Origin of the sequence: Nocardioides zhouii (assembly GCF_004137345.1) — a bacterium.
Classification (GTDB): Bacteria; Actinomycetota; Actinomycetes; order Propionibacteriales; family Nocardioidaceae; genus Nocardioides; species Nocardioides zhouii.
Genome location: NZ_SDWV01000005.1, coordinates 234117 through 258737, shown reverse-complemented (window position 1 = coordinate 258737; position 24621 = coordinate 234117). Strand labels below are relative to the sequence as shown.

Genomic DNA, 24621 nt, shown 5'->3' with positions numbered 1-24621 from the left:
GGGGCAGTGACCCAACGGCACCTCGGGTGCATCAGCGATCAGGTGACCGCCGACAGGAAGATGGTGCACCAGTGAGCGACGTACCGCCCGAGGGTCCCGCGCCCGCTCCCGCCAACACCGAGCGGTCGCCGCGCCGCGGCATGTGCGCCGCTGTGCTCAGCCTCGAGGCGATCGCGCTCGGCCTCACCACCCCGGTGATGATCACCATCGCTGACGTCTCGACCGGCACCGCCGTCTCCGTCGGCCTCGGCCTGGCGGTGGTCTGCCTGCTGCTGGCCGGCATGCTCCGCGCCGAGTGGGCCTACCTCGCCGGGTACGTCGTCCAGGCCGCTGCCATCGCCCTGGGCTTCGTCGTGCCGGTCATGTTCGGCCTCGGCGTGGTCTTCGCCGTGCTGTGGGCGGCGGCCGACCTGCTCGGCCGCAAGATCGAGCGTGAGCGCGCCGAGGCGTGGGCGGCGTACCGGGCCCAACAAAGCTGACGGTGCTCGCTAGGCTGCCCGCATGACTGACGCCCAGCGCTCCCTCGTCCTCGTCAAGCCCGACGGCGTGCGCCGCGGCCTCTCGGGCGAGATCCTGCGCCGGATCGAGGCCAAGGGCTACACGCTCGTGGCCGTCGAGCTGCGCTCCGCGACGCCCGAGCTCCTCGCCGCCCACTACGCCGAGCACGAGGGCAAGCCGTTCTACGGCCCGCTCGTCGAGTTCATGCTGTCCGGCCCCGTGCTCGCCGTGGTCATCGAGGGCCAGCGCTGCATCGAGGGCTTCCGGTCGCTCGCCGGTGCCACCGACCCCACCGTCGCCGCACCCGGCACGATCCGTGGCGACCTCGGCCGCGACTGGGGAGTCGCCGTCCAGCAGAACCTCGTCCACGGCTCCGACTCCGAGGAGTCGGCCGCGCGCGAGATCGGGATCTGGTTTACCAGCTGAATTCACCCCCGCCCCACGCGCCCCGCGCGTGTCCTGCCGGGAAGACCCGCCCGCGCTCCTTAACCTGAGCGTGGGTCGGAGCCAGCGCTGACCCCTCTTCCCGGAGCACCGACCCGAACCAGGGGCAGCAGCGGCATGGCACTGAATGGAAAAACTGGGGGCATCATCGGCCGCGACATGGCCGTCGACCTCGGCACTGCCAACACGCTGGTCTATGTCCGCGGCAAGGGCATCGTGCTCGACGAGCCGTCCGTCGTCGCGATGAACACCACCACCGGCGAGGTGCTCGCCGTGGGCCACGAGGCCAAGCGGATGATCGGCCGCACGCCCGACAACATCGCCGCCATCCGCCCCCTGAAGGACGGCGTGATCGCCGACTTCGAGGCGACCGAGCAGATGCTGCGCTACTTCATCCACCAGGTGCACCGCCGCCGCTACTTCGCCAAGCCCCGCATGGTCATCTGCGTGCCCAGCGGCATCACCCCCGTGGAGCAGCGCGCGGTCAAGGAGGCCGGCTACCAGGCCGGCGCCCGCAAGGTCTACATCGTCGAGGAGCCGATGGCGGCCGCGATCGGCGCGGGGCTCCCGGTCCACGAGGCCACCGGCAACATGGTCGTCGACGTCGGCGGCGGCACCACGGAGGTCGCGGTGATCAGCCTCGGCGGCATCGTGACCAGCCTCTCGATCCGTACGGCCGGCGACGACCTCGACCACGCGATCATCGCGTGGATGAAGAAGGAGTACTCCCTGATGCTGGGGGAGCGCACCGCCGAGGAGATGAAGATGACCCTCGGGTCGGCCTTCCCGCTCCCCACCGAGCCCGACGCCGAGGTCCGCGGCCGCGACATGGTCTCCGGCCTGCCGCGCACCGTCGTGGTCTCGAGCTCCGAGCTGCGCCAGGCGCTCGAGGAGCCGCTCCACAACATCATCGACGCCGTCCGCACCACCCTCGACCAGACGCCACCCGAGCTGGCCGGCGACATCATGGACCGCGGGATCGTGCTCACCGGCGGCGGCGCGCTGCTCCGCGGGCTCGACGAGCGGCTGCGCCACGAGACCGGGATGCCCGTCCACGTCGCGGAGGACCCGCTGTCCTCGGTGGCGTACGGCGCCGGCAAGTGCGTCGAGGAGTTCGAGGCGCTCCAGCAGGTCCTCGTCTCGGATCGACGGCGCTTCTGATGGGCGCCTTCGGGGGACACGACGGCCGCGAACGACGGTGGACCGGCCTCGACCGGCTCGAGTCGCGCAACCGGCCGCCGCGGTCGGTCCTGGTCGCGCTGGTGCTCGCCAGCGTCACCCTCATCACCCTCGACGTCTCCGGCGGCGGCACGTCGCCCCTGGAGCCGGCCCGCGACGCGGTGGGTGAGGCGTTCGGTCCGGCCGAGTCGGCCGCCGCGGCCGCCGTACGCCCCTTCACCTCCGTGCCCGCGTGGTTCCGCAGCAAGAACGACCTCGCCGACGAGGTCCGCGACCTCGAGGCCAGCAACGCCGACCTGCGCGGGCAGGTCGAGCTCGCCGGCTTCGACCGCAACCGCCTCGAGCAGTACGACGGCCTCACCACGGCCGCCGCCGACCTAGGCTCCGCCCTCGTGCCCGCCCGGGTGGTGGCCGTCGGCTCGCGCCAGTCGCAGAGCTTCACCGTGACCATCGACGCCGGCTCGGCCGCCGGTGTCGGACCGGACATGACGGTCGTCAACAACGACGGCCTGGTGGGCCGCGTCCTGCGCGTCAGCCGCAGCACGGCGACAGTGCTCCTGATCGTCGACCCCGACTCCACCGTCGGCGGCAGGGTCGGGTCGAGCATGGAGATCGGCTTCGTCAACGGCAGCGGTTCGCTCGACCAGGAGGCCGGGCTCGACCTGCGCCTCATGGACGACGCGAGCGTGCCGGCGCGCGACGACACGGTCGTGACGTGGGGCAGCACCACCGGTCCGTACGCCCCGGGCGTGCCGATCGGCACGATCACCGAGGTCTACAGCTCGCTGCGGGAGGCCTCCCAGCGGGCCGTGGTCAAGCCGTTCGTCGACTTCTCCGCCCTCGATGTCGTGGGCGTGATGGTGCCGAGCGGGTCGAAGAGCGACCGGGCCCTGATCGAGGCGGACGGGACCCTCAAGTGACCTACCTCCGCTGGCTCGCCGCGTTCGCCGCCGTCGTCGTCGCCCTCGTCGTCCAGGTGTCGCTGTTCCCGCACCTGGCCTGGCACGGCATCGTGCCCAACCTCTGCCTGCTCGTCGTCGTGGCGGCCGCGCTCACGGTCGAGGCGCCGTTCGCGCTGGTCCTCGGGTTCGTGGCCGGGCTGACCCTCGACCTCGCGCCACCGGCCGACCACATCGCGGGGCGGTGGGCTCTGGCGCTGACGATCGCCGCCTTCCTCGCCGCCCGCGTGCGGCAGGACCAGAAGCCGACCGCCATGGCCGTCGTCGGCACGGTGGCCGCCGCATCCTTCGTCGCCACCTCGCTCTTCGCCCTCACCGGCGTGCTCCTCGACGACCCCTCGCTGTCGATCGCCGGGCTGCTCGAGGTCGTGCTGGTCGCCGTCGTGTGGGACGTCCTGCTGACCCCGTTCGTGCTGCCGCCACTCATGCGGCTCTTCGCGCGGCTCAGCCCGCAGTGGGCGACGGCATGAGCGCAAGCAGCCAGCGGAGCGGGCTGCGACTGGTCGTCGTACAGGTCCTGGCCTTCTCGCTGTTCGCGACGCTCTTCGTCCGGCTCTACTACCTCCAGGTGATCGGCGGCGAGTCCTACCAGGCGCAGGCCGCGAACCAGTCGGTCCGCGACATCGTCGTCCAGCCCCAGCGCGGGCTGATCGTCGACAGCCAGGGCCGCCCGCTCGTGGCCAACCGCACCTCGTGGGTCGTCTCGGTCGACCGCACCCTCCTCGGCAAGCTCGAGGAGGACCAGCGCACCGAGCTCGTCCGTCGGGTCGCCGTCGCGGTCGAGTCCACGCCCGACGAGGTCGAGGCCCGCCTGGTGACGTGCGGCGACCCGGGCAGCGTGCGCGGCGAGTGCTGGAACGGCTCGCCCTACCAGCCCGTCCCGGTCGCCTCCGACGTCTCCAAGGACGTCGCGCTGCGGGTGCTCGAGCAGCCCGAGGACTATCCGGGGGTGCTCGCCGAGCAGCAGAACGTGCGCTCCTACCCGCGCCCCTTCGGCGTCAACCTGGCCCACGTCCTGGGCTACCTCAGCCCGGTGACCGAGGACGAGTACGACCTCGCCGCCGAGCGCGACGACCGCTCGCTCAACGGCGCGTCGGTCGTCGGCCGTGCCGGCGTGGAGAAGCAGTACGACGAGTGGCTGCGCGGCCTGCCCGGCTACCGGCGCGTGGCCGTCGACTCGATGGGTCGCGTGCTCGGCGACGACTCGGTCGTGGAGAGCACGCCCGGCGACACCCTCGTCACCTCGATCGACGCCCAGGTCCAGGCCGTGGTCGAGAAGCAGCTCGCCGAGCGGATCAAGGTCCAGCGGGCCACGATGGACCCGGTCACCGACCGCCTGTACGAGGCGGACTCCGGCGCCGCGGTGGTCCTCGACGCGAAGACCGGGCGCGTCATCGCGATGGCCAGCCAGCCGACGTACGACCCCGACGTCTGGACCGGCGGGATCAGCGAGGCCCAGCTGGCCCACCTCTACTCCGAGAAGGCGGGCACCCCGCTGCTGTCCCGGGCGACGCAGGGCCAGTTCGCGCCCGGCTCGACGTGGAAGCCGTTCATGACCGCGGGCGCCCTGACGAACGGCTACTCCATGGACACGACGCTGCCGTGCTCGTCGAGCTTCCAGGTGGGCAACAACGTCTTCAAGAACTACGAGTCCGGCGCCTACGGCGACATCGGTTTCGCCAAGGCGCTCGAGGTCTCCTGCAACACGTTCTTCTACCGCATCGGCTACAACTTCTGGCAGAAGTTCGGGAGCGACCCGGCCGACGTCGGTGCCCGTGACCCGCTCGTCGAGACGGCCAAGAAGTTCGGCTTCGGCTCGCGCACCGGCATCGATCTCCCCGGGGAGGCTCCCGGCCGCATCGCGGACCGCCACTGGAAGCAGGCCTACTTCGAGTCGCAGAAGGACTACTTCTGCGACCTGAGCAGCAAGCCGCAGACGAAGGGCACCAGCGACTTCGTCTACAAGTACGCCTACGAGTTCTGCCTCGAGGGCAACCTCTACCGCGCCGGCGACGCCGTGAACTTCTCCATCGGCCAGGGCGACACGATCGTCACGCCGCTGCAGCTCGCCCGGGCGTACGCGGCGATCGGCAACGGCGGCACGCTCTGGGCGCCGACGGTCGCGAAGGCGATCGTGAGCCCCGAGGGCACGGTGCTGCGCCGGATGGCGCCGCGCAAGGTCGCCCAGCTCGACGTACCGAAGAAGTACCTCGACTACATCGACAGCGCGCTGCAGAACGTGACGCGCGTCGGCACGATGGCGTGGAAGATGGGCGGCTTCCCGCTCGACCAGGTCACCGTGCGCTCCAAGACCGGCTCGGCCGAGGTCTACGGCAAGCAGACGACGGGCTGGGTCGCGTCGTACACCGAGGACTACGTCGTGGTGATGATGATCAGCCAGGCCGGCACCGGCTCGGGATCGACCGGCGACGGCATCCGGGCGATCTGGGAGGCGCTGTACGGCATCGACGGCGAGGCCGTACGCCCCGACCGCGCGGCCACCCCCGGCACGGTGCCGGCGGTCAGGCTGCCGCAGTTCCTCGACGACGGCTCGATCATGCCGCCGATCGTCGGCGACAAGACGGGGGAGTGAGCGCGATGACCGTCCTGTCCACCCGCCCCGTACGCCCGGGACAGACCACCAGCCTCCGCGCGCCCGGCCTCGACTGGCTGCTCATGCTCGCGACGCTCGCGCTGGTGACGATGGGGACGATGCTCGTGTGGTCGGCCACCTCGACGCGCGCCGACCTCACCGGCGGCGACGCCGACGCCTACCTCCGCAAGCAGCTGGTCAACGTCGCCATCGGCCTGGTGCTGATGGTCGCCGTGCTGGCGACCGACCACCGCTGGGTGCGGATCCTCGCGCCCCTGGCGTACGTCGCCAGCGTCACGGGCCTCGTCCTCGTCCTCGTCGCCGGCAGCACCATCAACGGCTCGCGCTCCTGGTTGCAGCTGGGCGGGATGTCGATCCAGCCGTCGGAGTTCGCCAAGCTCGCCGTCGTCATCGGCATGGCGCTCGTCGTCGCCGAGCGCACCGAGCGACGGTGGGGCCGCAGCGTCGGCACGCTCGAGGTGATCGGCATGCTCGCCATCGCCGGCGTGCCCACCGTGCTGATCCTGCTGCAGCCCGACCTCGGCACGATGCTCGTGCTCTCGGCCACCGTCTTCGGTGTCCTGGCCGTCGCCGGCGCCGGACGCGGCTGGCTCGGTGGGCTGGGCCTCACCGCGGTCGCCGGCGCGGTCGCGGCGGTGTCGATGGGCGTGCTGAAGCCCTACCAGGTCGACCGCTTCCTCGCCTTCACCAATCCCGGGCTCGACCCGCGCGGCGCCGGCTACAACACCGAGCAGGCGCGCATCGCCGTCGGCAACGGTGGCCTGTTCGGCCAGGGGCTGTTCGAGGGATCGCAGACCCGCTCCGGCTTCGTCCCCGAGCAGCACACCGACTTCATCTTCACCGTCGCCGGCGAGGAGCTCGGCCTGGTCGGCGCGGGTGTGCTGATCCTGCTGCTGGCCGTCGTCATCTGGCGCGCGCTCGCGATCTCCGCCGAGGCCGGCGACCTCTTCGGCCGCGTCGCGGCCGCCGGCATCGCCTGCTGGTGGGGCTTCCAGGCCTTCCAGAACATCGGGATGTGCCTGGGCATCATGCCCGTCACCGGCGTCCCGCTGCCCTTCGTCTCCTACGGCGGCAGCTCGCTCTTTGCCGGGATGCTCGCCCTCGGGCTGCTGCAGAACATCCACCTGCGCTCCGCCAGCCGCTGAGCGCCGGCCGCTGAGTAGGCCGCGCGTTCGGTGTCGACGTAACCTAGGGGGTCGCTCCTTCCCCGTCCCACGTCTGAGGTGTTCCGCTCATGTCCGTCGAGTCGGTCTTCCCGCGCCTGGAGGCCAGGCTGCCCTCCGTGCAGAAGCCCATCCAGTACGTCGGTGGTGAGCTGAACTCGGTTGTCAAGGACTGGGACTGCGCCGAGGCGTCCGAGGCGGGCGGCCCCACGGTCCGCTGGGCCCTGATGTACCCCGACGCCTACGAGGTCGGCCTGCCCAACCAGGGCGTCCAGATCCTCTACGAGGTGCTCAACGAGCGCGACTGGATCCTCGCGGAGCGCACCTACTCGGTGTGGGCCGACATGGAGCAGGTGATGCGGACCGGTGACGAGCAGGGCCCGATCCCGCAGTTCACCGTCGACGGGCACCGCCCGGTCGGCGCGTTCGACCTCTTCGGCCTGAGCTTCTCCACCGAGCTCGGCTACACCAACATGCTCAACGCCCTCGACCTCGCCGGGATCCCGCTGCACGCGGCCGACCGCGGTGACGACGCCCCGATCGTCATCGCCGGCGGCCACGCGGCGTTCAACCCCGAGCCCATCGCGGACTTCATCGACGCCGCGGTGCTCGGCGACGGCGAGGAGGTCGTGCTCGCGATCTCCGAGGTCGTCCGCGAGTGGAAGGCCGAGGACAGGATGGGTGGGCGCGACGAGCTGCTGCGCCGCCTCGCGGTCACCGGCAACATCTACGTCCCGAAGTTCTACGACGTGGCGTACGCCGCCGACGGCTCGATCGAGGCCGTCGTGCCCAACCGGCCCGGCATCCCGTTCCGCGTCCGCAAGCACACGCTGATGGACCTCGACCAGTGGCCGTACCCGGCCAACCCGCTGGTGCCGCTGGCCGAGACCGTGCACGAGCGCTTCTCCGTCGAGATCTTCCGCGGCTGCACGCGCGGCTGCCGGTTCTGCCAGGCCGGGATGATCACCCGCCCGGTACGCGAGCGCTCGATCGAGACGATCGGCGCCATGGTCGAGAACGGCATCCGCAAGACGGGCTTCGAGGAGGTCGGCCTGCTCTCGCTCTCGAGCGCCGACCACACCGAGATCGCCGAGGTCGCCAAGGACCTGGCCGACCGCTACGAGGGCACCAACGTCTCCCTCTCGTTGCCCAGCACCCGCGTCGACGCCTTCAACATCACGCTCGCCAACGAGTTCTCCCGCAACGGCCGCCGCTCGGGCCTGACGTTCGCGCCCGAGGGTGGCTCGGAGCGGATGCGCAAGGTGATCAACAAGATGGTCACCGAGGAGGACCTGATCCGTACGGTCTCCGCGGCGTTCTCCCATGGCTGGCGGCAGGTCAAGCTCTACTTCATGGTCGGCCTGCCCACCGAGACCGACGAGGACGTGCTGCAGGTCGCCGACCTGGCGAAGCGCGTGATCGCCAAGGGCCGTGAGGTCACCGGCCGCAACGACATCCGCTGCACCGTGTCCATCGGCGGGTTCGTGCCCAAGCCGCACACGCCGTTCCAGTGGGCCGCGCAGCTCGACCACCAGACCACGGACGATCGCCTTCGCAAGCTGCGCGACGTCGTCCGCGACGACAAGAAGTACGGCCGCGCCATCGGCTTCCGCTACCACGACGGCAAGCCCGGCATCGTCGAGGGACTGCTGTCCCGCGGCGACCGCCGCGTCGGCCGGGTCATCGAGGAGGTCTGGCGCGACGGCGGCCGCTTCGACGGCTGGAGCGAGCACTTCTCCTACGACCGCTGGATGGACGCCGCCGAGCGCGGGCTGTCCAGCACCGGTGTCGACGTCGACTGGTACACGATCCGCGAGCGCGACTACGACGAGGTGCTGCCCTGGGAGCACCTCGACTCCGGCCTCGACAAGGACTGGCTATGGGGTGACTGGGAGGACGCCCTCGCGGCGGCCGAGGGCAAGGACATCGAGATCGAGGACTGCCGCTGGACGCCGTGCTACGACTGCGGCGTCTGCCCCGAGATGCAGACCGAGATCCAGATCGGCCCCACCGGCCAGAGACTGCTTCCGCTGTCCGTCGTCTGACCCGGCACGAACTCGGGGCTCGAGTCGCTGTGCTGCCGCGTGGGTTGGCTGGCGGCATATCGCATGCCGACGGCCCGTTTCGATGTCGTATGCCGCCACCTTCCGGAGGTTGCCTGTCGTATGCCGCCACCATCAAGGGCTGCGCCAGTTCCTCACATCCCCGGTCCTTGGGGAACGGTCGGGTCCCGCTGCGTCGGTCCTGGTCACCCGACAGTTCCCCAGAGGCGCCACCCTCGGAACGACCCCGCGTTGGGATAGCCTGACGCGCGCAGATCCGGAGCGAGTGGAGGAGACAGGGTGACCCAGGACGCGACCGACCGGTCCGAGACGGACCGGCTCCGCGAGGAGGTCGCCGAGGCCCGGCACCACCTGCTGACCGTCCAGGACCACATCGTGGGGCTGGAGGCCGAGAACGGCCGGCTCCACCGCGACCTGACCCGCGTGACGATGGAGCTGCGCCAGCAGCGCAAGCGCACCAAGAACCTCCTCAAGCAGCGCGACGAGGCACGTACGCGCCTGCTGGACGTCCGCACCCGGCTGGAGCGCAACCGCGCCCGCGTCGCCGAGCTCGAGCAGCGGCGACCGTCCGTGGCCCGCCGCGTCGCCCGGCGCGTGCGCGGAGCGCTCGGGTGAGTCCGAAGCCCAGTCCGAAGCGGAGCGCCGAGCCGCGCTTCTCGATCGTCACCCCCGTGTACGACCCGCCGGTGGACGTGCTCAAGCAGTGCATCGAGTCGGTGATCGCCCAGGAGTTCGCCGACTGGGAGCTGATCATGGTCGACGACTTCTCCTCCAACGCCGCCGTGCCGACGGTGATCGCGCAGTACGCCCAGCAGGACCCGCGGATCACCCTGATCGAGCGCGACACCAACGGCCACATCGTCGCCGCCTCCAACGACGGTGTCGCCGCCGCGACGGGTGAGTTCATCGCCCTCCTCGACCACGACGACCTGCTCGTGCCCGACGCGCTGGCGCAGGTCGTCGCCGCGATCGACCGCCACGAGGACGTCGACTACGTCTACACCGACGAGGACAAGGTCGGCGAGGACGGCACGACGTACGGCGCCTTCCGCAAGCCCGACTGGTCGCCCGAGCGGCTGCGCGGGCAGATGTACACCTCCCACCTCTCCGTCCTGCGCACCAGCCTGGTCCGCGAGGTCGGTGGGTTCCGCGAGGGCTTCGACGGCTCGCAGGACCACGACCTCGTGCTCCGGGTCACCGAGCAGGCGCGCCGGATCGTTCACGTGCCCGAGGTGCTCTACCACTGGCGCGCCGTCGAGGGGTCGACCGCGGTCGACATCGAGGCCAAGCCCTACGCCGAGACCGCGGGCATCCGCGCCGTGCAGGAGCACCTCGACCGGCTCGGCATCGACGCCGTTGCCGGCCCGGGGGCCGAGCCCGGTCGCTACGTCGTCCAGCGACGGCTGGACCCTGCAGTCAAGGTCTCCGTCGTCATCCCGACGATGGGCCAGTCGTCCCTGGTCCGCGGGCAGCGCCGGGTGCTGGTCGTCGAGGCCGTACGGTCGGCGCTGGCACACACCGACCACGCGAACGTCGAGATCGTCGTCGTGGCCGACACCCCCACCCCGGCCGCGGTGCTCGACGAGCTCCGCGAGGTCGCCGGCGACCGCCTGGTCGTGGTGCCCTTCGACCGCCCCTTCAACTTCAGCGAGAAGATCAACGTCGGCGTGTGCCACTCGTCCGGCGACCGGGTGGTCTTCCTCAACGACGACATCGAGGCCATCTCGCAGGGCTGGCTCGAGCAGCTCGTCGCACCTCTGGACGAGCCCGACGTCGGCTTGACCGGCGCCAAGCTCTACTTCAGCGACCAGACGGTGCAGCACGCCGGCCACGCCTACTACAACGCCGGCTACCACCACCCCTTCAAGTTCTGGACCCGCGACGAGGTCGGCCCGTTCGGCGAGCTCGTCGTCAACCGCGAGGTCACCGGCGTGACGGCGGCGTGCGCCGCGATGCGACGCGAGACCTTCTTCGAGATCGGCGGGTTCAGCGAGGCGCTGCCGGGCAACTTCAACGACGTCGACCTCTGCTACAAGGTCCAGGCAGCCGGCCTGCGGACCCTGTTCATCGCCACCAGCGAGCTCTACCACTACGAGTCGCGCACCCGCGAGGCCCGCGTGCAGGAGTGGGAGCGGCTCGCCGTCGTCGCTCGCTGGGGCGTCCCGGACGAGGACCGCTACACCCCGCGGGCGCACGCGATGCCCAACCTGCGCCGCGTCCAGGAGCTGTCCGAGGACCTGTTCGATCCGGCGTCCGACTGAGCGTCGCACTCCAGGAGGTTGTCGGCACACCCCGATGCGAGGATCTGCCGATGAGCGGACGGCGGCGTCCGTCAGCAGGTCGTCACAACTTTCTGGTCCGGTGCGTGGTCAGACCGGTACGTCATCGATCAAGGGGGAACATGAGGACCATCAGCCTGACCGCCGTTGCGCTTCTGGGCGCGGCGCTGCTCGCGCCAGTGGGCACGGCCACCGCAGCGGGCGAGACATGTCAGGGGCAGGCGGCGACCATCGTCGGGACGCCCGGGGGTCAGATCACCGGAACGGAGGGCGCGGACGTCATCGTCACGAACGACGCGACGCGAGTCGACGCGCTCGGCGGCGATGACCTCGTGTGCGCGACCGGCGAGCGCAGCAGCTACGACTCCGTCACCGGCACCTCCACTTTCGTCGTCGTCGTCCTCGGCGCGGGGGCCGACACGTTCATCCCCTCCGAGCGCGCCGGATCCACGATCCACGCGGGCACCGTCGACGGCACCGACACCGAGGCCGACGTCATCCGCCTCAGCTGGACCGGTGGCCTCGTCATCTCCGGCATGCCAGGCCAGCCGAACGCCGACATCATCGACCCCGGCGGCTTCGGCGACGTCAGGTGGAGCGGCATCCAAACCGCCCCGGGCGCGGTGTCCGTGGGCACGGGCGGCACATTGGGCGTCTTGAGCGTTCGATCCGCCCACGGCGACGTCACCATGGACGCCAGCGGCACCGTGACGGGGGTCGACACGGCGCTCACCTGGACGGGCCGGTTCGCCCGGCTCGGTTTCACTACGTCGGCCGAGTACGGACGGTTCACGTTCCGCGGAACCGACCACATTGAGCGCGTCAAGGTCGACGCGCCGAGGACGTATGACCGCGACATCGCGCTCGGCGGCGGCTACGACTACTACGAGTCGAACAGCCTGGGCGGAAAGGCGACGCGGATCAAGGGCGACGGCGGGCGCAACACCCTGCTGCTCGACCTCAAGAGCCACGACCGGGTGCGCGCCGACCTGAGCCGTTCCCGGGTGACGGCCACCAAGGCGGGCGTCGAGGAGTCGGTCCGCGTCCGCGGCTTCTATGGCCTCATCGTGGCCGCGAAGCGTGCCGTCGTCGTCGGCACCGACCGCATCGACGTTATCAGGGTCGCCGCGTGCCGGACGACGCTCAAGGGAATGAAGGGCGGGGACGAACTGTACGTTGACTACAAGCTCAAAATCTATGGCGCAGACTCTTTGACCCCGCCTCGGTGCTCCGACTACGAGGCCACGATTTATGGCGGCCCTGGCAGCGACTCCCTCACCGGGATGTACGGCGATGACCGCCTTATCGGCGGCCCTGGCAACGACAGCGTGTGGGGCAACAAAGGGCGCGACGTGTGCCAGGGCGAGACGATGCGGGGATGCGAGAAGCGCATCTGACCGCGCAGCGACCTCGATGGAACACGGACGATCGCTTCTCCAGAGCATCCGCTCATGTCGCGATCCGTGCGGCCTCCAACAGCGAGACGTGGCACCACGAGTCTCAGCCCGTACGACGACCCAGGTAGGGCTCGAGAGCCCGGGTGAGCGGCTCGGCGACCGAGTCCCAGGCCCAGCGCCGGTGGGCGACCTCGGCCGCCGCTGTCGCGCGCTCGGCGTACGCCCGGGGATCGCGCGCGAGCGCGACCGCCTCGCGGAGCGCGCCGTCCCACTCGTGGGCCTTCGCGAGCCGGCCGGTCACCCCGTCGTCGATCGCGTCGTCGAGCGACGGGGTGTGCGAGGCGACGGTCCAGGTGCCGACGGCGGCGGCCTCGAAGAACTTGAGGTCGCTCTTGCAGATGTTGAACGCCGTGTGGGAGAGCGGCGCGAGGTTGACCTCGACCTCCGCGATCGAGCGCTGCAGCTCGACGTAGTGCATGAACTTCTGGAACTCCACGCGCTCGCGGTGCGGCTCGAGGGCGCCGAGGTCGTCGAGGTAGCCGACGATGCGGACCGACACGTCGTCGTCCTCGTCGAGCAGCCGGGCGAGCGCCGGGCTCGCGATCGCGAAGTCGCGCACGTGCGAGGGCGTGCCGCTGAAGTAGCCGACGGTGACCGGCCCGCTGCGCCGCCACCCGTTCGCGACCTTGGCGTCGAGCAGCTCGCGGGAGTAGGCCTGCTGCGTCCGGTTCATCACGTTGGGCACGATCGCCGGCGGGTCCTCGACGTGCGCCGCCAGCTGGCGGGCGAGCACGGAGTTGGTGGTCGTTGCGCCCCGACAGGCGTCCAGCGACGCTCGCAGCCGACCCATGTACGCGAACCAGACGTCCCACTCGGCGTTGACGTCGACGTCCTTGCCGAGCGAGCTCATCACCAGCTCGGCGAAGCCGACGTCGAAGACGAGGTCGTCGCAGTCGAACACCAGGGGGACGCCATGCCGGTCTGCGCTCTGCACGAGCTCGCGCAGAGCAGCGTTCCAGGGGTAGCGGGCGACCACGATCGCGTCGAGCTCCGGCACGATCCTGGTCAGCGCGCGCAGCTCGTCGTCGCAGAACCAGGCCGCACCGATGTCGCCGGGTGCGTGGTTGAGCGCGTCGACGGTGTTGGCGACGCGGTAGCGGAACGTGCTCGTGTCGGGCGTGCGGTAGACGAACGCGACCCGGTGGGGGCGGTCGAGCATCGACCCGACGCGCTCGGCCATCGAGCTGTCCCAGAGGTCGCGGACCTCGTCGGGGGCCGCGGGGAGGTCAGTGAACATGCGGGAACCGCTCGACCACCCAGTCCACGACCGGGACCAGGGTCTCGGCCCAGTCGCGGTTGATGTGGTCGGCGGCCACGTTGGCCGCGCGGCGCTCCGGGTCGCGCGCGAGCTCGACCATCTCGCGCAGCCCCTCGAGCAGGCCGTCGACTGTCGACGGCGCCACCACGATGTTGTCGGAGATGTCGGACAGGTCGGTCTTGATGCCGTGGGAGTTGGTGAGCACGGCCGCCCCGACCGACGCGAGGTCGTACGGCGGGTAGGACGGGTGCGGCGTGTCCATCAGCACGAGCGCGGCGTCCATCGACGCGACGAGGTCCTGGTAGTCGGTCCAGCCGAGGCCCTCGATGACGTTGACGTGCACGTCGCGCGGCAGCGTGAGGTCGGGCGTGCCACGGCCGACGAAGTGGAACTCCCACTCGTCGGGGTCGAGGATCCGCTGCTCCACCGCCCGGGCGAGCACCTGGGCACCGCGCCAGAACAGGTTGCGGGCGTTGAGCGGGCGTGAGTAGAAGAACAGGTTGCGCTTCGCACCGCCCGACCCGGCGGGCACGACGGAGGCGTCCCGCGTCGGGAAGGCCGGCTCGAGCGCGATCGCGCTGTCGCGGAGGTGGGGAAGGCCGCCCGGTCCGGAGAGGTGCTCGAGCAGCCGAGAGGTGTTGACGACGACCGCGAGGTCGGGCTCGGCCAGCGTCTCCTGGCACAGCAGCCGCTCGTCGCCGAAGGCGTAGAACATCCGCTCGTCCTCCTGCAGCAGGTAGAGCACCTGCTCGCGGGGGATGTCGCTGTCGAGCACCGCGCGGGTGGTCCACCACGACGTGGTCATCACGATGTCGCGGTCGGTGTACTGCAGGCGCTGGCTGCCGTCGGTGGAGACCTGCTCCAGCTCGAGGATGCCGTCGAGGTGGATCCCGGTGGCCTCCTCCAGCAGCGAGATCACCTGGCCGTCGGGCAGGTCGGTGCGGGTGACCAGGCGCAGGGTGCCGTTGCCCAGCCGGTTGGCGAGCTGCACGCCGAGGATGATTGCGGTGCCGACCCCGCCGAAGAGGCTGTGGGGAGCGACGCTGTCGGTGACGATGCTGATCCGGCGCTCGCCGGCGGCCAGCTTCGTGACGGGCATCGGCAGGATGGCCTGCCAGCGCTCGTCGTACAACGCGTCGACGTACGGCTCGCGCAGCGCACCGCGCGGGGCGATGCGGCCCTCGGCGCGGCCGTGGCGCAGGTAGTGCACGAGCGGGTTCCAGTGGGTCTTCGCGACGTCGGGGTTCTGCCGCAGGTAGCCCGCGGTCGAGAACTTCTCGCTCGGGTCGAGGCCCTCGCGGCGACCGAAGCGGATGTAGTGGCGTATGACGTCGCGGTCCGCGGGCAGGTCCGGGCGGAAGTGGCGGTAGTAGTCCTCGTCGAAGAAGCCGGACTCGCGCAGGATGCGCGCGTCCTCCTCCATCGGGTTGAGCGCCCGGCCGGCCGGCTGGCCGACGCGGAGGTAGTGGACGAGGGGGTTCATCGACCCGACGTCCTCGTTGCGGCGCAGGTAGGCGTTGGTCGAGAAGGCCTTGGACGGGTCGCGGCCGTCGCGCGCGCCGTGGCGCAGGTAGTGGAGGACCGGGTCGATGCCGGCCTTGCGGACCTCGGGGTTCTTCCGGAGGTAGAAGTCGGCGTCGAAGAGCTCCGACTCCCGCAGCAGGTCTGCGTCGGTCTTCGTCGTCTCGCTCAAGGCCTGCCCTTCCGTGGCTTCACGTGCGGCGCGAGCATAGTCGCTCAGGGGGCTGCGTCCCCGCTCCGCATGGCCTCGAGCACGGCCGGCTCGAGGTAGGGCGCGAGGGTGGCGGAGTAGGTCGCGGACAGGTGGTTGTAGTCGGCGTACACGATCACGCCGCCCACCACGGCGGGGCACACGTCGTCGCGGCAGACGTGGTCCGCGAGGTCGACGGTGGTGATCAGGTCGGAGTCGAGTGCGTCGGCCGCCTCGGTCAGCGGGTCGGGGCCGAGGTAGTCCTGGCGGGTGCCGTCGCACGCGGCGGTGTCGTCCAGGTGCTCGCTGACGCAGGTGACGGTGTCGTAGTCGGGGTCGAGCGGCGCCGGGGTGTCGCGGATGACCAGCACCGGGACGCCCGCGTCGGTCAGCCGCCGCAGCGTCGCCTCGTACACCTCCGGCGAGGTCCCGTCGCGGTCGAGCGTCGACATCACCACGAGGTCGTGGTCGGCGATGGCCCGGTCGATCGCCCCGTCGACCAGCTCGTCGCAGGCCTCGATCTGCAGCGGGTCCACCGACGGCGCCGCGGCGTTGTCGGTCGTCGGCTGGCAGACGCCGATCACGTAGGTGTCGACCTGCCAGTGGTGCTCGGCGGCGATCGCGTTCATCGCGGGCTCCCAGTGGCCGGCGTGCGAGTTGCCGAAGAGGGCGATCCTGCGCTCGGGCTTCGTCGTGTCGCCGACCGAGCAGGTGACGAGCTCGTCGAACGGCGGCCAGCTGATGCACTGCCCGACGATCACCGACAGCGGGAGGTCGCCGCGGCTGAACTCGGGCGTGGTGACCAGCTCGTCGGGCTCCTCGCAGTCGAGCGCGGGATCGAGGGCCCCGGCGCCGGTGCAGGTGGGTTCGAGGCTGGTCGGGAGCGCGTCCTGGACGCGAGACTCGGAGGCCTGGACCGCCGACTCCGACGAGCGCAGCATCGCCCACGCGAGGCCGACCACCACGACCGAGCAGACGGTCAGCACGACCAGCGCGCGGCGACCGACGTACGTCGTGCCGGGCCGCGGCCGCAGGGCGTTCTCGACGAACCGGGTCGAGAGCCACGACACGACGAGGGTGAGTGCGATGAGGGCGAGCGAGAGCGCGAGCCCGCGGCGTACGCCGAGCACCGCGGGCGCCAGCACGACGAGCGGCCAGTGCCAGAGGTAGATCGCGTACGAGCAGTCGCCGACGAGCTGCACCGGCCGGGAGTGCGTGATGCGCCGCAGCGACAACGGACCGTCGGGGTCGTCGGCGTGGATGAGCAGGGCCGCGCCGAGGGTCGGCAGCAGGGCCGCCCACCCGGGGTAGACCGTGTCGCCGGTGATGAGGAGGGCGCTCCCGAGGACCGCCAGCAGGCCCGCGAGGGCGACGATCCCACGGGTCGTCGCCGGCGCGCGGTCGCGACGGCGCAGCACGAGCCAGGCCAGCAGGCCACCGGTGCCGAGCTGCCACATCCGCGCCGGGGTGGCGAAGTAGGCCTCGGCGGGCGAGCTCCACGAGAGCGACAGGCTCGCGGCGAGGCTCAGCACCGTGACGGCCGCGAGGAGCCCCACGACGGCGAGGCCGTTGCGTCGCAGCCGGCGGTCGACGAGCGCGCCGAGGCCGACCAGCACCGGCCACACGACGTAGAACTGCTCCTCGATCGACAGCGACCAGAAGTGCTGGAACGGCGAGGGTGTGGCGTGGGCGCGCAGGTAGTCGGTGGCGTCGGAGACGAGTCGCCAGTTCTCGACGTAGAACATCGAGGTCAGCCCGTGCCGGGCGGCAGGCGCCCACTCCGCCGTCGGCCGGAGGAGCCACACGACGGCAAGGGTGACCGTGATGGTCAGTGCGGCGGCCGGGATGAGCCGCAGGACCCGCCGGGCCCAGAAGGCGCCGAGGTCGCGCAGCCCCTCGGGCGGCCGGCGCAGCAGCGCGCTGGTGATGAGGAAGCCGGAGATGACGAAGAAGACGTCGACGCCGATGAAGCCGCCCGGGACCCGGCCCGGCCAGAAGTGGTACGTCACGACCAGCGTGACGGCCAGGGCCCGGAGGGCCTGGATGTCGGGGCGGTGGTGCGTCGGGTGCGCGGTGTGGTCGGGGCGTACGCCGGGTGCCTCGCCGCCGTCGCCGACCGTCGCGGTGGCCGCGACGTGGCTCACGTCGGGGGGATCCCGGTCAGGCCGAGCAGGCGGAGGGCCGACATCAACGACGCGAGCACCGCCAGGCCGATCACGATCGCGACCGACGTCCGCGAGCGCAGCAGCGACGCCGTCACGACCGCGATGGGCGCCACCAGGGTGATGCCGTAGCGGTTGGGCAGCGCGAAGTAGATGTGCGACGAGACGTAGCCCAGCACGACCAGGCCGAGCGAGAACACCACGGCCGCCAGCAGCAGGCAGCGGGCGAGGAGTGCCTCGCGCTCGCCGTGCGTGACGAAGAGCGCGGCGGCCAGGAGACCGGCGGTGAACACCATCGTGACCACGTTGGTGCTGAAGAACATCAGCGTCGGGTCGCCGACGCCCACCCAGGGCGACAGCAGCGGCTGGGCGAGCGAGAACGCGCTGTCGATGAGGCCGCGCCACGGGAAGGCGTCGACGGCGAACTGGGTCGCCATGCTCGGCAGGTCGTTCGGGTCCTGGTGGCTGCGGGCGTTGCTGACGAGCGTCCATCCGAAGGCGGCAACGAGCGCGGCGGCGCCGGTGGCGAGCGCCACGACGGTACGCGCGCGGCCGCTGGCGCTCACCGAGGCGGTCCCCGGCTCACCCGGCTCGGCGAACGCGGTCACGCCGGAGGACTCCCACGACCGGGACCGGTGGAGCAGCAGGTAGAGCGCCACGGCCGGGACCACGGCGAAGAAGGTCAGCTTGATCAACGACACCACGACGGCGGTCGCGATCAGCGCTGCCGCACGGCCCCTGGTCGGGCGCTGTTCCCAACGCAGGGCTGTCAGCAGGACGGCTGCACCGCCGGCCAGCCCGAGCGCGTCGGGCGTGACCGTCGCGCTGGGGTAGGTCACGGCGGGGGAGGCGACCAGGAGGCCCAGCACGGCGCCGAGCGGCAGTCGGCCGATGCCCAGGCGTCGCCCGGCGAGCCACGTCAGGACGATGCCGAGGGCCAGCCACACCGCACCGGCGAGGCGCCCGGCGATGAAGAGGTTGTCGACGGGCGTCGCGATCCGGATCACCTCGGCGAGGGCACGGTCCGCGGTGTAGTAGATCGGCGTGTTCGTCGCCGCGGTGTTGTAGCCCTTCTCCTGGTAGATGTCGGGGTCGTAGACGATGCCGGGCGGGCACGGGATGGGGTCGAACCCCTCCACGTCGACGCCGCGGCAGGCCTGCGTACGCATCGCCTGCTGCTCGACCTTGTCGCCCTGCTCGAGCACCGTGGGGGAGCGGAACATGTAGTCGAGGTGCGACAGCTCGTCGACCGGGCTCAGGCGCGGGTAGTTGAACACCTGCACCACGGAGAGGAACAGGCCCACAGCGATCACTGCCAGGAGCGGGAGGACGGCAAGGCGTGGGCGTGCTGGCATGACGAGGAGGGTCCCCCAGGGGCGATGGTCCGACGGGCGGCGTGCAGTCTACGGCTGAGGTCAGCCGCCGACGACTTCGTGGAGCGGGCGCTCGGTGCCCGTGGCCAGGTCGTGCACCACGAGGTGCGAGATCTCGTCCAGGCGGGCGCGCCCGGTGAGGTGGGTCAGGTTGCCGGCCTCGTCGCGCGACTCGCGGAAGCGCGACTCGACGTAGCCCTCGGCCGCGTCCGTGGTGGGGAGGTCGCCCAGCCGGTCGGTGCGGACGAAGTAGGCGTTGTTGCCGTTGCTGTTGCTGCCGACGAACGCGTAGCCCTTGCGCTGGCCCAGGTCGCACAGCGCGGCGAGGGAGGCGCCGAAGAAGAGGTTGGAGTGGTGGGCGGCACGACGGGTGAAGTCGGCGGCGTAGGGCACCGTGACCTGGGCGTCCGGCCCGAAGACGCTGTTGTACTCGCAGACCACGATGACCGGCGAGACGGCCTCGATCGCCTCCCAGACCCAGTAGTCGTTGCCGTCGATGTCGATGCTGAGCAGGCCGACCTCGCCGGTGAAACCGGCGCCGGCGAACAGGTCGTTGATGTTGTCGCGGGTGATGAAGCTCGCCACCGACGTCAGGTCGTGGCGCCAGGACTCGGCGAGGGACCGGATGCTGGCCACGTTGGCCTCGCTGCCGTCGATCACCAGCCCGCGCCAGTTGTCCTTGACCAGCAGGAAGCGCGTGTTGGACTCGCGGTAGGTCTCCACGCCGAACTCGATGAAGCTCTCGGGCGCCTCGACGTGCTGGAGCAGGAACTGGATGATCCCGTCGTCGCCGAACTGCGAGAAGACCCGGAACTCCACGTCGCGCAGGGAGTCGACGGAGGCGGGGAGCTGGCGCGTCATCATCGTGCCGAGCAGGACCCGGTTGAGCTCGATCTCCCGGGTCAGCGACCCCGGCGTCTGCCGGCGTACCTGCTGCAGCGCCTGCGCCACCCGCGGCGTCCGCGCCACCAATCGCTCTCGCAACATCTCCCACGCCCCCGGTTCGCTCGCCTCACGGATCGGCTCGGACACTACAGGTGACCGGTCGGGACGCTCACGGCCCTAGCATGGGCGACCGTGTCGAGACGATCGCAGCTGGTGGCCTCGCCGACGGCCCTCGTCCTCGGCGCCGCGCTGGTCAGCGGCGTGTCCGGCTACGTCGCGCTGATCCTCGCCGCGCGCACCCTGACTCCCGCCGACAGCGCCCACTTCCTCGTCTTCTGGGGCGTCGTCTTCGCGATGTACGGCACCCTCAACGGCGTGACCACGGAGGTGACGCGCGCGGTCAGCACGACCGGCGACACGAGCGGCGCCGGCACACGCCTGATGCCCGTCGCGGTCGGCTTCGGCCTGGCCCTCGTCGCGGTCGTCGGCATCAGCGGCTTCCTGTGGGCTCCTCCGGTGTACGGCCCGCACTGGGGTCCGCTGCTCGGCGCGACCGTCCTCGGCACGACGCTCTTCAGCGTGCACGTGGTGGTCGCCGGCGTCGCCACGGGCCGCGGCGCGTGGTCGGGCTACAGCCTGCTCGTGGCCGGCGAGACCGCCGGCCGGCTGGCACTCTTCGTCGTCGTGGCGGCCCTCTTCGCCGGGGTGGCGGGCTTCGCCTTCGCCAGCGCGGTCGCGTCCGGGTTCTGGATCGCCGCCACGCTCGCCTCGACGCGCTACCGCCACCTGTGGACGCAGCGCGTCGACGTGGAGGTGTCCGGCCTGGTGCGCCGGCTCGTCACCTCGTGCACCGCGGCCGGCGTCTCAGCCGTCCTCCTCGTGGGCTTCCCCCTGCTGGTGAAGGTCACGACGCCCGACGACGTGTTCGCGGGCGCGGCGCCGATCATGCTCGCCGTCTCGCTGTGCCGCGCGCCACTGCTCGTCCCGCTCGGCGCCTACCAGAACGTCGTGGTCGCGCGCGTCGCCGTGCAGGGCGTACGCGCCCTGGGACCGGTGCTGGCCGGGATCGTCGGCCTGACGCTCGTCGGGGCGCTCGCCGCGTGGCCGGTCGGTCCCTGGGCGCTCCGCATCGTGAACCCGGACTTCCACGTCGACGGTCCCGTGTTCGCCGGGCTCGTGCTGGGGGCTGGGCTCGTCGCCGTGCTGACCGTCACCGGTGCAGCGGCCGTCGCGCTCGACCACCACACCGTCTACCTCGCCGGCTGGATCGCCGCGACGGTGGCCACGGTCGCCACGCTGCTGCTGCCAGGAGGGCTGGAACAGCGGGTCGTCACATCGCTCCTGGTCGGGCCCGCGGTCGGGGTGGTCGTGCACCTCCTCGGAGGGCACCGCAGGGTCGGTTAGGGTCTCGCCCGTGCCGAAACGCCCACTCGTGTTCGTCGACATGCTGTCCTACACCGGCACCAAGGGTGGGATGGAGACCTACACCCGCGAGCTCTACCGCGAGATCGGGACGCTGGACAGCGGCTTCGACTTCGTCGCCCTCGCCAGCGCCGAGGGCGGTCGCTTGGACCTGTCCTGGTTCCCCGGCGAGGTGATCCGCTCGCGGATCAGCGGCGAGAACCGCTTCATCTGGGCCGCAGGCGAGCTCGTCGCCTCCAGCCTCCACGCCCGGCGCCGGCGCGCCGACCTGGTGCACTGCCCGGCCACCCTGGGCCCGGCGCGCACCTCGATGCCGACCGTCCTGACGGTGCACGACATGCTCTACTGGAGCCATCCCGAGTTCATGGTGACGCCGCTCTACACGCGCCCCGTGATGTGGATGGAGCAGCGGGCCGCGGCCAACGCCGCGCGCATCATCACCGACAGCAGGGTCTCGGCCGAGGAGATCCACAAGTACCTCGGCTTCCCGTCCGACCGCCTCCACGTGGTGCCGCTCGCGGCGCACGGCGCGACCGACGTCGGGCGCGACGGGATCGGCGAGAACCTGATCCTGGCCAGCGGCCAGCGCCGCCCGTACAAGAACTGGGACGCGCTCGTGCGCGCCCTCGCCCTGGTCGAGGAGTCCGTACGCCCGCGCCTGGTCATCACCGGCGCCGGTCCGGGGGAGGACCCCGTCGCGGACGTCGTACGTCGCACCGGCATGGGCGAGTGGGTGGAGCTGAAGGGGTGGATCGGCAGCGACGAGCTGGCGGACCTCCGGCGCCGGGCCCGCGCGATGGCCTACCCGACGCTCGCCGAGGGCTTCGGCCTGCCGGTGCTCGAGGCGATGTCGATCGGCCTGCCGGTCCTGGCCTCGGACCTGCCGGTGCTGCGCGAGGTCGGTGGCGACGCGGCGATGTGGTTCGACCCGCACGACGACGCGTCCATCGCCGCCGCGATGACGACGCTCGCCACGCAGCCCGAGGTCGCCGAGCGGCTGGCCCGGGAAGGCGTCGCGCAGGCTGCGAAGTTCAGCTGGCGCCGGGTCGCCGAGGACACGCTCGACGTGTTCCGGTCGACCCTGGCCGCGCGCTGAGCGGACCGGAGCGGGTCAGCGCCCGAAGGCGTGGCGGCCCAGGGTGCGGGTGGCGCCCCACGAGCGACCGGTGACGGCCTGCGGCAGCCGGCTGGCGGCGTAGAGCCGGGAGGCGGCGTGCACCCGGGCGGCGCGGGCGGCCCGCGCCCAGCCGTGCGCGGCGCACCGCTCCGCGGCGATCCTGAAGTACGCCCGCTCGCCCTCGAAGCGGCCGCCGTCGTCGACGGTGGCCGATGAGGCGCTCGCCGAGTGTCGGCGGTAGGCGAAGACGACGTCGGGGAGCACGAGCATCCGCGAGCCGCCCAGCGCCATGTCGACCATCAGCGCCAGGTCCTGCACCAGCGGCATGCCGTCGAGGAAGTCGTGGCGACGCACCGCCTCGGTGCGGAAGGCGAGGGACGGCCAGTAGGTCCAGTTGCCGCGCAGCAGCGACACCGCGAGCTCCTCACCGGCGAGCACGCGCGGCCCGGTGAGCCGCGGGGCGAACAGCCGGCGCTTGACCCGGTCGACCAGCGGGTCCACCCGCGTCGAGGTCTCGTCGATCACCTCGACGCCGGGCTGGACGATGTCGACGCCGGCCGGGGCGGAGGCGATCGCGGCGCGCACCGTGGCGACGTACGCCGGCCGCAGCACGTCGTCGCAGCCGAGGAAGACCAGCCACTCGTCGCTCGCGAGCTCGAGGCAACGGCGGTAGTTGTCGGTGATGCCGAGGTTGGTTTCGTTGCGGAGGTAGGTGACGCGCTCGTCGGCGAGCGCCTCGAACCACGCCCCGACACTGTCGTCGGGGTAGCAGTCGTCGACGACCGTCAGGCGCCAGTCGGGGTCGGTCTGCGCGCGGACGCTCTCGACCGCCTCGAACAGGAGCGCCGGCTCGCCCCAGAACGGGATGAAGATCTCAGGCATGCGGCGGGAGGATCTCCGTCGGCTGCGCGACCTGGGCGTCCGGCGCGACGGTCGTCCCGACCGAGCTGCGCACGGTGAGGCGCTCCATGCCGTAGCGCTCCTGGGCCTCGAGGATCGCGATCCGCCGGGCCAGCTGGTGCAGCTGGTGGCGCGACTCCTGGGCGCGGAGGTACTGGTTGACGACGTAGAAGCCGAACGTCACCGACACCACGTAGAGGACGAGGTCGGTGCCACGGCCCACGCCGATCGCCTGGGCGACGATGCTCACCAGGTCGGGCGCCAGGACCGCGATCACGACGAGGACCATCAGCCCGGCGAACGCGATCTTCTTCCAGGCGTTGACGCTGTGGGCGCTGCGGCTGCGCAGGGCGACGAGGAAGATCACCGCGAACGCGGCGATGAGGATGATCTGGATGAGGATCATCGGCTCACCTTCCGCAGGAGGGTGTCGACCGCGATGTTGACCGCGTTGACCGCGGGCTGGCCCTTCGCGACCGAGTAGTCGGAGTAGTCGATGGTCACGGCCACCTCGACGAAGCGGTACTTGTTGCGCGCGATGAGCTCGATGATCTCGCTGGCGTGGGTCATGTCGGGCGCGGTGATCCGCAGCGTGTCGGCGACGTGGCGGTTGAACACCCGGAGGCCGTTGTGGGCGTCGGTCAACCGGACGCCCGACGTGAGGTTGCTGAAGCGGACGGCGGCCTTGAGCAGCACGCGCTTGAACCGGCTGGCACCGATCGCCTCGCCGAGGAAGCGCGAGCCGAGCACGATGTCGACGTCGGTGGTCTCGAGGACCCGGAGCATCCGGACGGCGTCCTCGACCCGGTGCTGGCCGTCGGCATCGAACGTCACGAAGCGGGTGACCCCGGGCAGCAGGCGGGCGAACTCGATGCCGGTCTGGAGGGCAGCGCCCTGACCCATGTTGATCGGGTGGTTGACCAGGTAGGCGCCCGCGTCGAGGATCGCGTCGGCCGACAGGTCCGAGCTGCCGTCGTTCACGCACACCACGTGAGGGCAGCTCTCGAGGATGCCCGCGATGACCGATCCGATGACCTCTGCTTCGTTGTACACAGGCACAACGAAAGCGACGTCTCTCACCCGCGGGAATATACCGCCACGCGGGCGTGCGGCCTATCCGGGCGGAACGCCTAGGCT

21 protein-coding genes are annotated in these 24621 nt (G+C 71.2%); 13 read left to right on the top strand and 8 right to left on the bottom strand.

Annotation, left to right across the window (positions count from 1 at the left end; translation table 11 throughout):
- Positions 1–71 precede the first annotated feature (71 nt).
- From EUA94_RS07310 to EUA94_RS07260, 11 genes are all read left to right on the top strand, one after another.
- On the top strand, positions 72–479 hold the full coding sequence (locus EUA94_RS07310; RefSeq protein WP_242494720.1) for a DUF4233 domain-containing protein: 408 nt from the start codon (positions 72–74) through the stop codon (positions 477–479).
- Between the two features lie 22 nt (positions 480–501).
- Positions 502–924 carry a nucleoside-diphosphate kinase gene (ndk, locus tag EUA94_RS07305; protein WP_129426148.1) on the top strand — a complete coding sequence of 141 codons (423 nt, stop codon included), beginning with the start codon at positions 502–504 and terminating at the stop codon, positions 922–924.
- Positions 925–1059: 135 nt separating this feature from the next.
- Positions 1060–2103, top strand: a complete 1044-nt coding sequence (locus EUA94_RS07300) for a rod shape-determining protein (protein WP_207210442.1) — start codon at positions 1060–1062, stop codon at positions 2101–2103.
- Entirely contained in the window at positions 2103–3041 is a 939-nt protein-coding gene (gene mreC, locus EUA94_RS07295; protein WP_129426146.1) for a rod shape-determining protein MreC, read from the top strand. The genes EUA94_RS07300 and mreC overlap by 1 nt, the downstream gene beginning before the upstream one ends.
- Positions 3038–3550 carry a rod shape-determining protein MreD gene (gene mreD / locus EUA94_RS07290; protein ID WP_129426144.1) on the top strand — a complete coding sequence of 171 codons (513 nt, stop codon included), beginning with the start codon at positions 3038–3040 and terminating at the stop codon, positions 3548–3550. The genes mreC and mreD overlap by 4 nt, the downstream gene beginning before the upstream one ends.
- Positions 3547–5673: a penicillin-binding protein 2 gene (gene mrdA / locus EUA94_RS07285; RefSeq protein WP_129426142.1), complete on the top strand. Its 2127-nt coding sequence runs from the start codon at positions 3547–3549 to the stop codon at positions 5671–5673. Before mreD ends, mrdA begins: the two co-directional genes overlap by 4 nt.
- Positions 5674–5678: 5 nt before the next feature.
- Complete coding sequence (rodA, locus tag EUA94_RS07280) at positions 5679–6839, top strand: rod shape-determining protein RodA (protein WP_129426140.1); 1161 nt, start codon at positions 5679–5681, stop codon at positions 6837–6839.
- 89 nt (positions 6840–6928) lie between these two features.
- Positions 6929–8902 carry a TIGR03960 family B12-binding radical SAM protein gene (locus EUA94_RS07275; protein ID WP_129426138.1) on the top strand — a complete coding sequence of 658 codons (1974 nt, stop codon included), beginning with the start codon at positions 6929–6931 and terminating at the stop codon, positions 8900–8902.
- A 297-nt stretch (positions 8903–9199) separates the two neighbouring features.
- Positions 9200–9535, top strand: coding sequence for a hypothetical protein (locus EUA94_RS07270; RefSeq protein ID WP_129426136.1), 336 nt, complete (start codon positions 9200–9202; stop codon positions 9533–9535).
- On the top strand, positions 9532–11181 hold the full coding sequence (locus EUA94_RS07265) for a glycosyltransferase family 2 protein (RefSeq protein WP_129426134.1): 1650 nt from the start codon (positions 9532–9534) through the stop codon (positions 11179–11181). Before EUA94_RS07270 ends, EUA94_RS07265 begins: the two co-directional genes overlap by 4 nt.
- A gap of 140 nt (positions 11182–11321) precedes the next feature.
- The gene (locus tag EUA94_RS07260; RefSeq protein ID WP_129426132.1) at positions 11322–12596 is read left to right on the top strand and encodes a hypothetical protein; all 1275 of its coding nucleotides are present in this window, start codon (positions 11322–11324) and stop codon (positions 12594–12596) included.
- A gap of 103 nt (positions 12597–12699) precedes the next feature.
- On the opposite strand, the gene EUA94_RS07255 is transcribed toward EUA94_RS07260, so the two are convergent.
- Genes EUA94_RS07255 through EUA94_RS07235 form a run of 5 tightly spaced genes read right to left on the bottom strand, consistent with a single transcriptional unit; the run spans position 12700 to position 20147 of the window.
- The gene (locus tag EUA94_RS07255) at positions 12700–13893 is read right to left on the bottom strand and encodes a glycosyltransferase (RefSeq protein WP_129426130.1); all 1194 of its coding nucleotides are present in this window, start codon (positions 13891–13893) and stop codon (positions 12700–12702) included.
- Positions 13883–15607 carry a rhamnosyltransferase WsaF family glycosyltransferase gene (locus tag EUA94_RS07250; protein ID WP_129426128.1) on the bottom strand — a complete coding sequence of 575 codons (1725 nt, stop codon included), beginning with the start codon at positions 15605–15607 and terminating at the stop codon, positions 13883–13885. Before EUA94_RS07250 ends, EUA94_RS07255 begins: the two co-directional genes overlap by 11 nt.
- Positions 15608–15651: 44 nt before the next feature.
- The gene (locus tag EUA94_RS07245) at positions 15652–17769 is read right to left on the bottom strand and encodes an acyltransferase family protein (protein WP_165356829.1); all 2118 of its coding nucleotides are present in this window, start codon (positions 17767–17769) and stop codon (positions 15652–15654) included.
- Positions 17766–19142 carry a glycosyltransferase family protein gene (locus tag EUA94_RS07240; RefSeq protein ID WP_129426124.1) on the bottom strand — a complete coding sequence of 459 codons (1377 nt, stop codon included), beginning with the start codon at positions 19140–19142 and terminating at the stop codon, positions 17766–17768. The genes EUA94_RS07245 and EUA94_RS07240 overlap by 4 nt, the downstream gene beginning before the upstream one ends.
- A 60-nt stretch (positions 19143–19202) precedes the next feature.
- Positions 19203–20147 (bottom strand): hypothetical protein, encoded by a 945-nt coding sequence (locus EUA94_RS07235; RefSeq protein WP_207210441.1) that lies wholly within the window; start codon positions 20145–20147, stop codon positions 19203–19205.
- 90 nt (positions 20148–20237) lie between these two features.
- Here EUA94_RS07235 and EUA94_RS22090 point away from each other — a divergent pair, with 90 nt between their 5' ends.
- Together EUA94_RS22090 and EUA94_RS07225 are read left to right on the top strand one after the other, a co-directional pair.
- Complete coding sequence (locus EUA94_RS22090; protein WP_165356828.1) at positions 20238–21449, top strand: hypothetical protein; 1212 nt, start codon at positions 20238–20240, stop codon at positions 21447–21449.
- 10 nt (positions 21450–21459) lie between these two features.
- Positions 21460–22563 carry a glycosyltransferase family 4 protein gene (locus EUA94_RS07225; RefSeq protein WP_129426122.1) on the top strand — a complete coding sequence of 368 codons (1104 nt, stop codon included), beginning with the start codon at positions 21460–21462 and terminating at the stop codon, positions 22561–22563.
- 15 nt (positions 22564–22578) lie between these two features.
- On the opposite strand, the gene EUA94_RS07220 is transcribed toward EUA94_RS07225, so the two are convergent.
- The 3 genes from EUA94_RS07220 to EUA94_RS07210 are packed head-to-tail and all read right to left on the bottom strand — an operon-like array spanning position 22579 to position 24537.
- Positions 22579–23466: a glycosyltransferase family 2 protein gene (locus EUA94_RS07220; RefSeq protein ID WP_129426120.1), complete on the bottom strand. Its 888-nt coding sequence runs from the start codon at positions 23464–23466 to the stop codon at positions 22579–22581.
- Complete coding sequence (locus tag EUA94_RS07215; RefSeq protein ID WP_129426118.1) at positions 23459–23890, bottom strand: DUF2304 domain-containing protein; 432 nt, start codon at positions 23888–23890, stop codon at positions 23459–23461. Before EUA94_RS07215 ends, EUA94_RS07220 begins: the two co-directional genes overlap by 8 nt.
- Complete coding sequence (locus tag EUA94_RS07210) at positions 23887–24537, bottom strand: glycosyltransferase family 2 protein (protein ID WP_242494719.1); 651 nt, start codon at positions 24535–24537, stop codon at positions 23887–23889. The genes EUA94_RS07215 and EUA94_RS07210 overlap by 4 nt, the downstream gene beginning before the upstream one ends.
- Positions 24538–24621 lie beyond the last annotated feature (84 nt).

Bases quoted from the DNA above. Each gene is read 5' to 3' on its own strand.
- EUA94_RS07215 (WP_129426118.1), bottom strand. From the start codon at position 23,890: ATGATCCTCATCCAGATCATCCTCATCGCCGCGTTCGCGGTGATCTTC.
- EUA94_RS07240 (WP_129426124.1), bottom strand. From the start codon at position 19,142: ATGCCAGCACGCCCACGCCTTGCCGTCCTCCCGCTCCTGGCAGTGATC.
- EUA94_RS07260 (WP_129426132.1), top strand. From the start codon at position 11,322: ATGAGGACCATCAGCCTGACCGCCGTTGCGCTTCTGGGCGCGGCGCTG.
- EUA94_RS07235 (WP_207210441.1), bottom strand. From the start codon at position 20,147: ATGTTGCGAGAGCGATTGGTGGCGCGGACGCCGCGGGTGGCGCAGGCG.
- mrdA (WP_129426142.1), top strand. From the start codon at position 3,547: ATGAGCGCAAGCAGCCAGCGGAGCGGGCTGCGACTGGTCGTCGTACAG.
- ndk (WP_129426148.1), top strand. From the start codon at position 502: ATGACTGACGCCCAGCGCTCCCTCGTCCTCGTCAAGCCCGACGGCGTG.
- EUA94_RS07300 (WP_207210442.1), top strand. From the start codon at position 1,060: ATGGCACTGAATGGAAAAACTGGGGGCATCATCGGCCGCGACATGGCC.
- EUA94_RS07220 (WP_129426120.1), bottom strand. From the start codon at position 23,466: ATGCCTGAGATCTTCATCCCGTTCTGGGGCGAGCCGGCGCTCCTGTTC.
- mreC (WP_129426146.1), top strand. From the start codon at position 2,103: ATGGGCGCCTTCGGGGGACACGACGGCCGCGAACGACGGTGGACCGGC.
- EUA94_RS07255 (WP_129426130.1), bottom strand. From the start codon at position 13,893: ATGTTCACTGACCTCCCCGCGGCCCCCGACGAGGTCCGCGACCTCTGG.
- rodA (WP_129426140.1), top strand. From the start codon at position 5,679: ATGACCGTCCTGTCCACCCGCCCCGTACGCCCGGGACAGACCACCAGC.
- EUA94_RS07275 (WP_129426138.1), top strand. From the start codon at position 6,929: ATGTCCGTCGAGTCGGTCTTCCCGCGCCTGGAGGCCAGGCTGCCCTCC.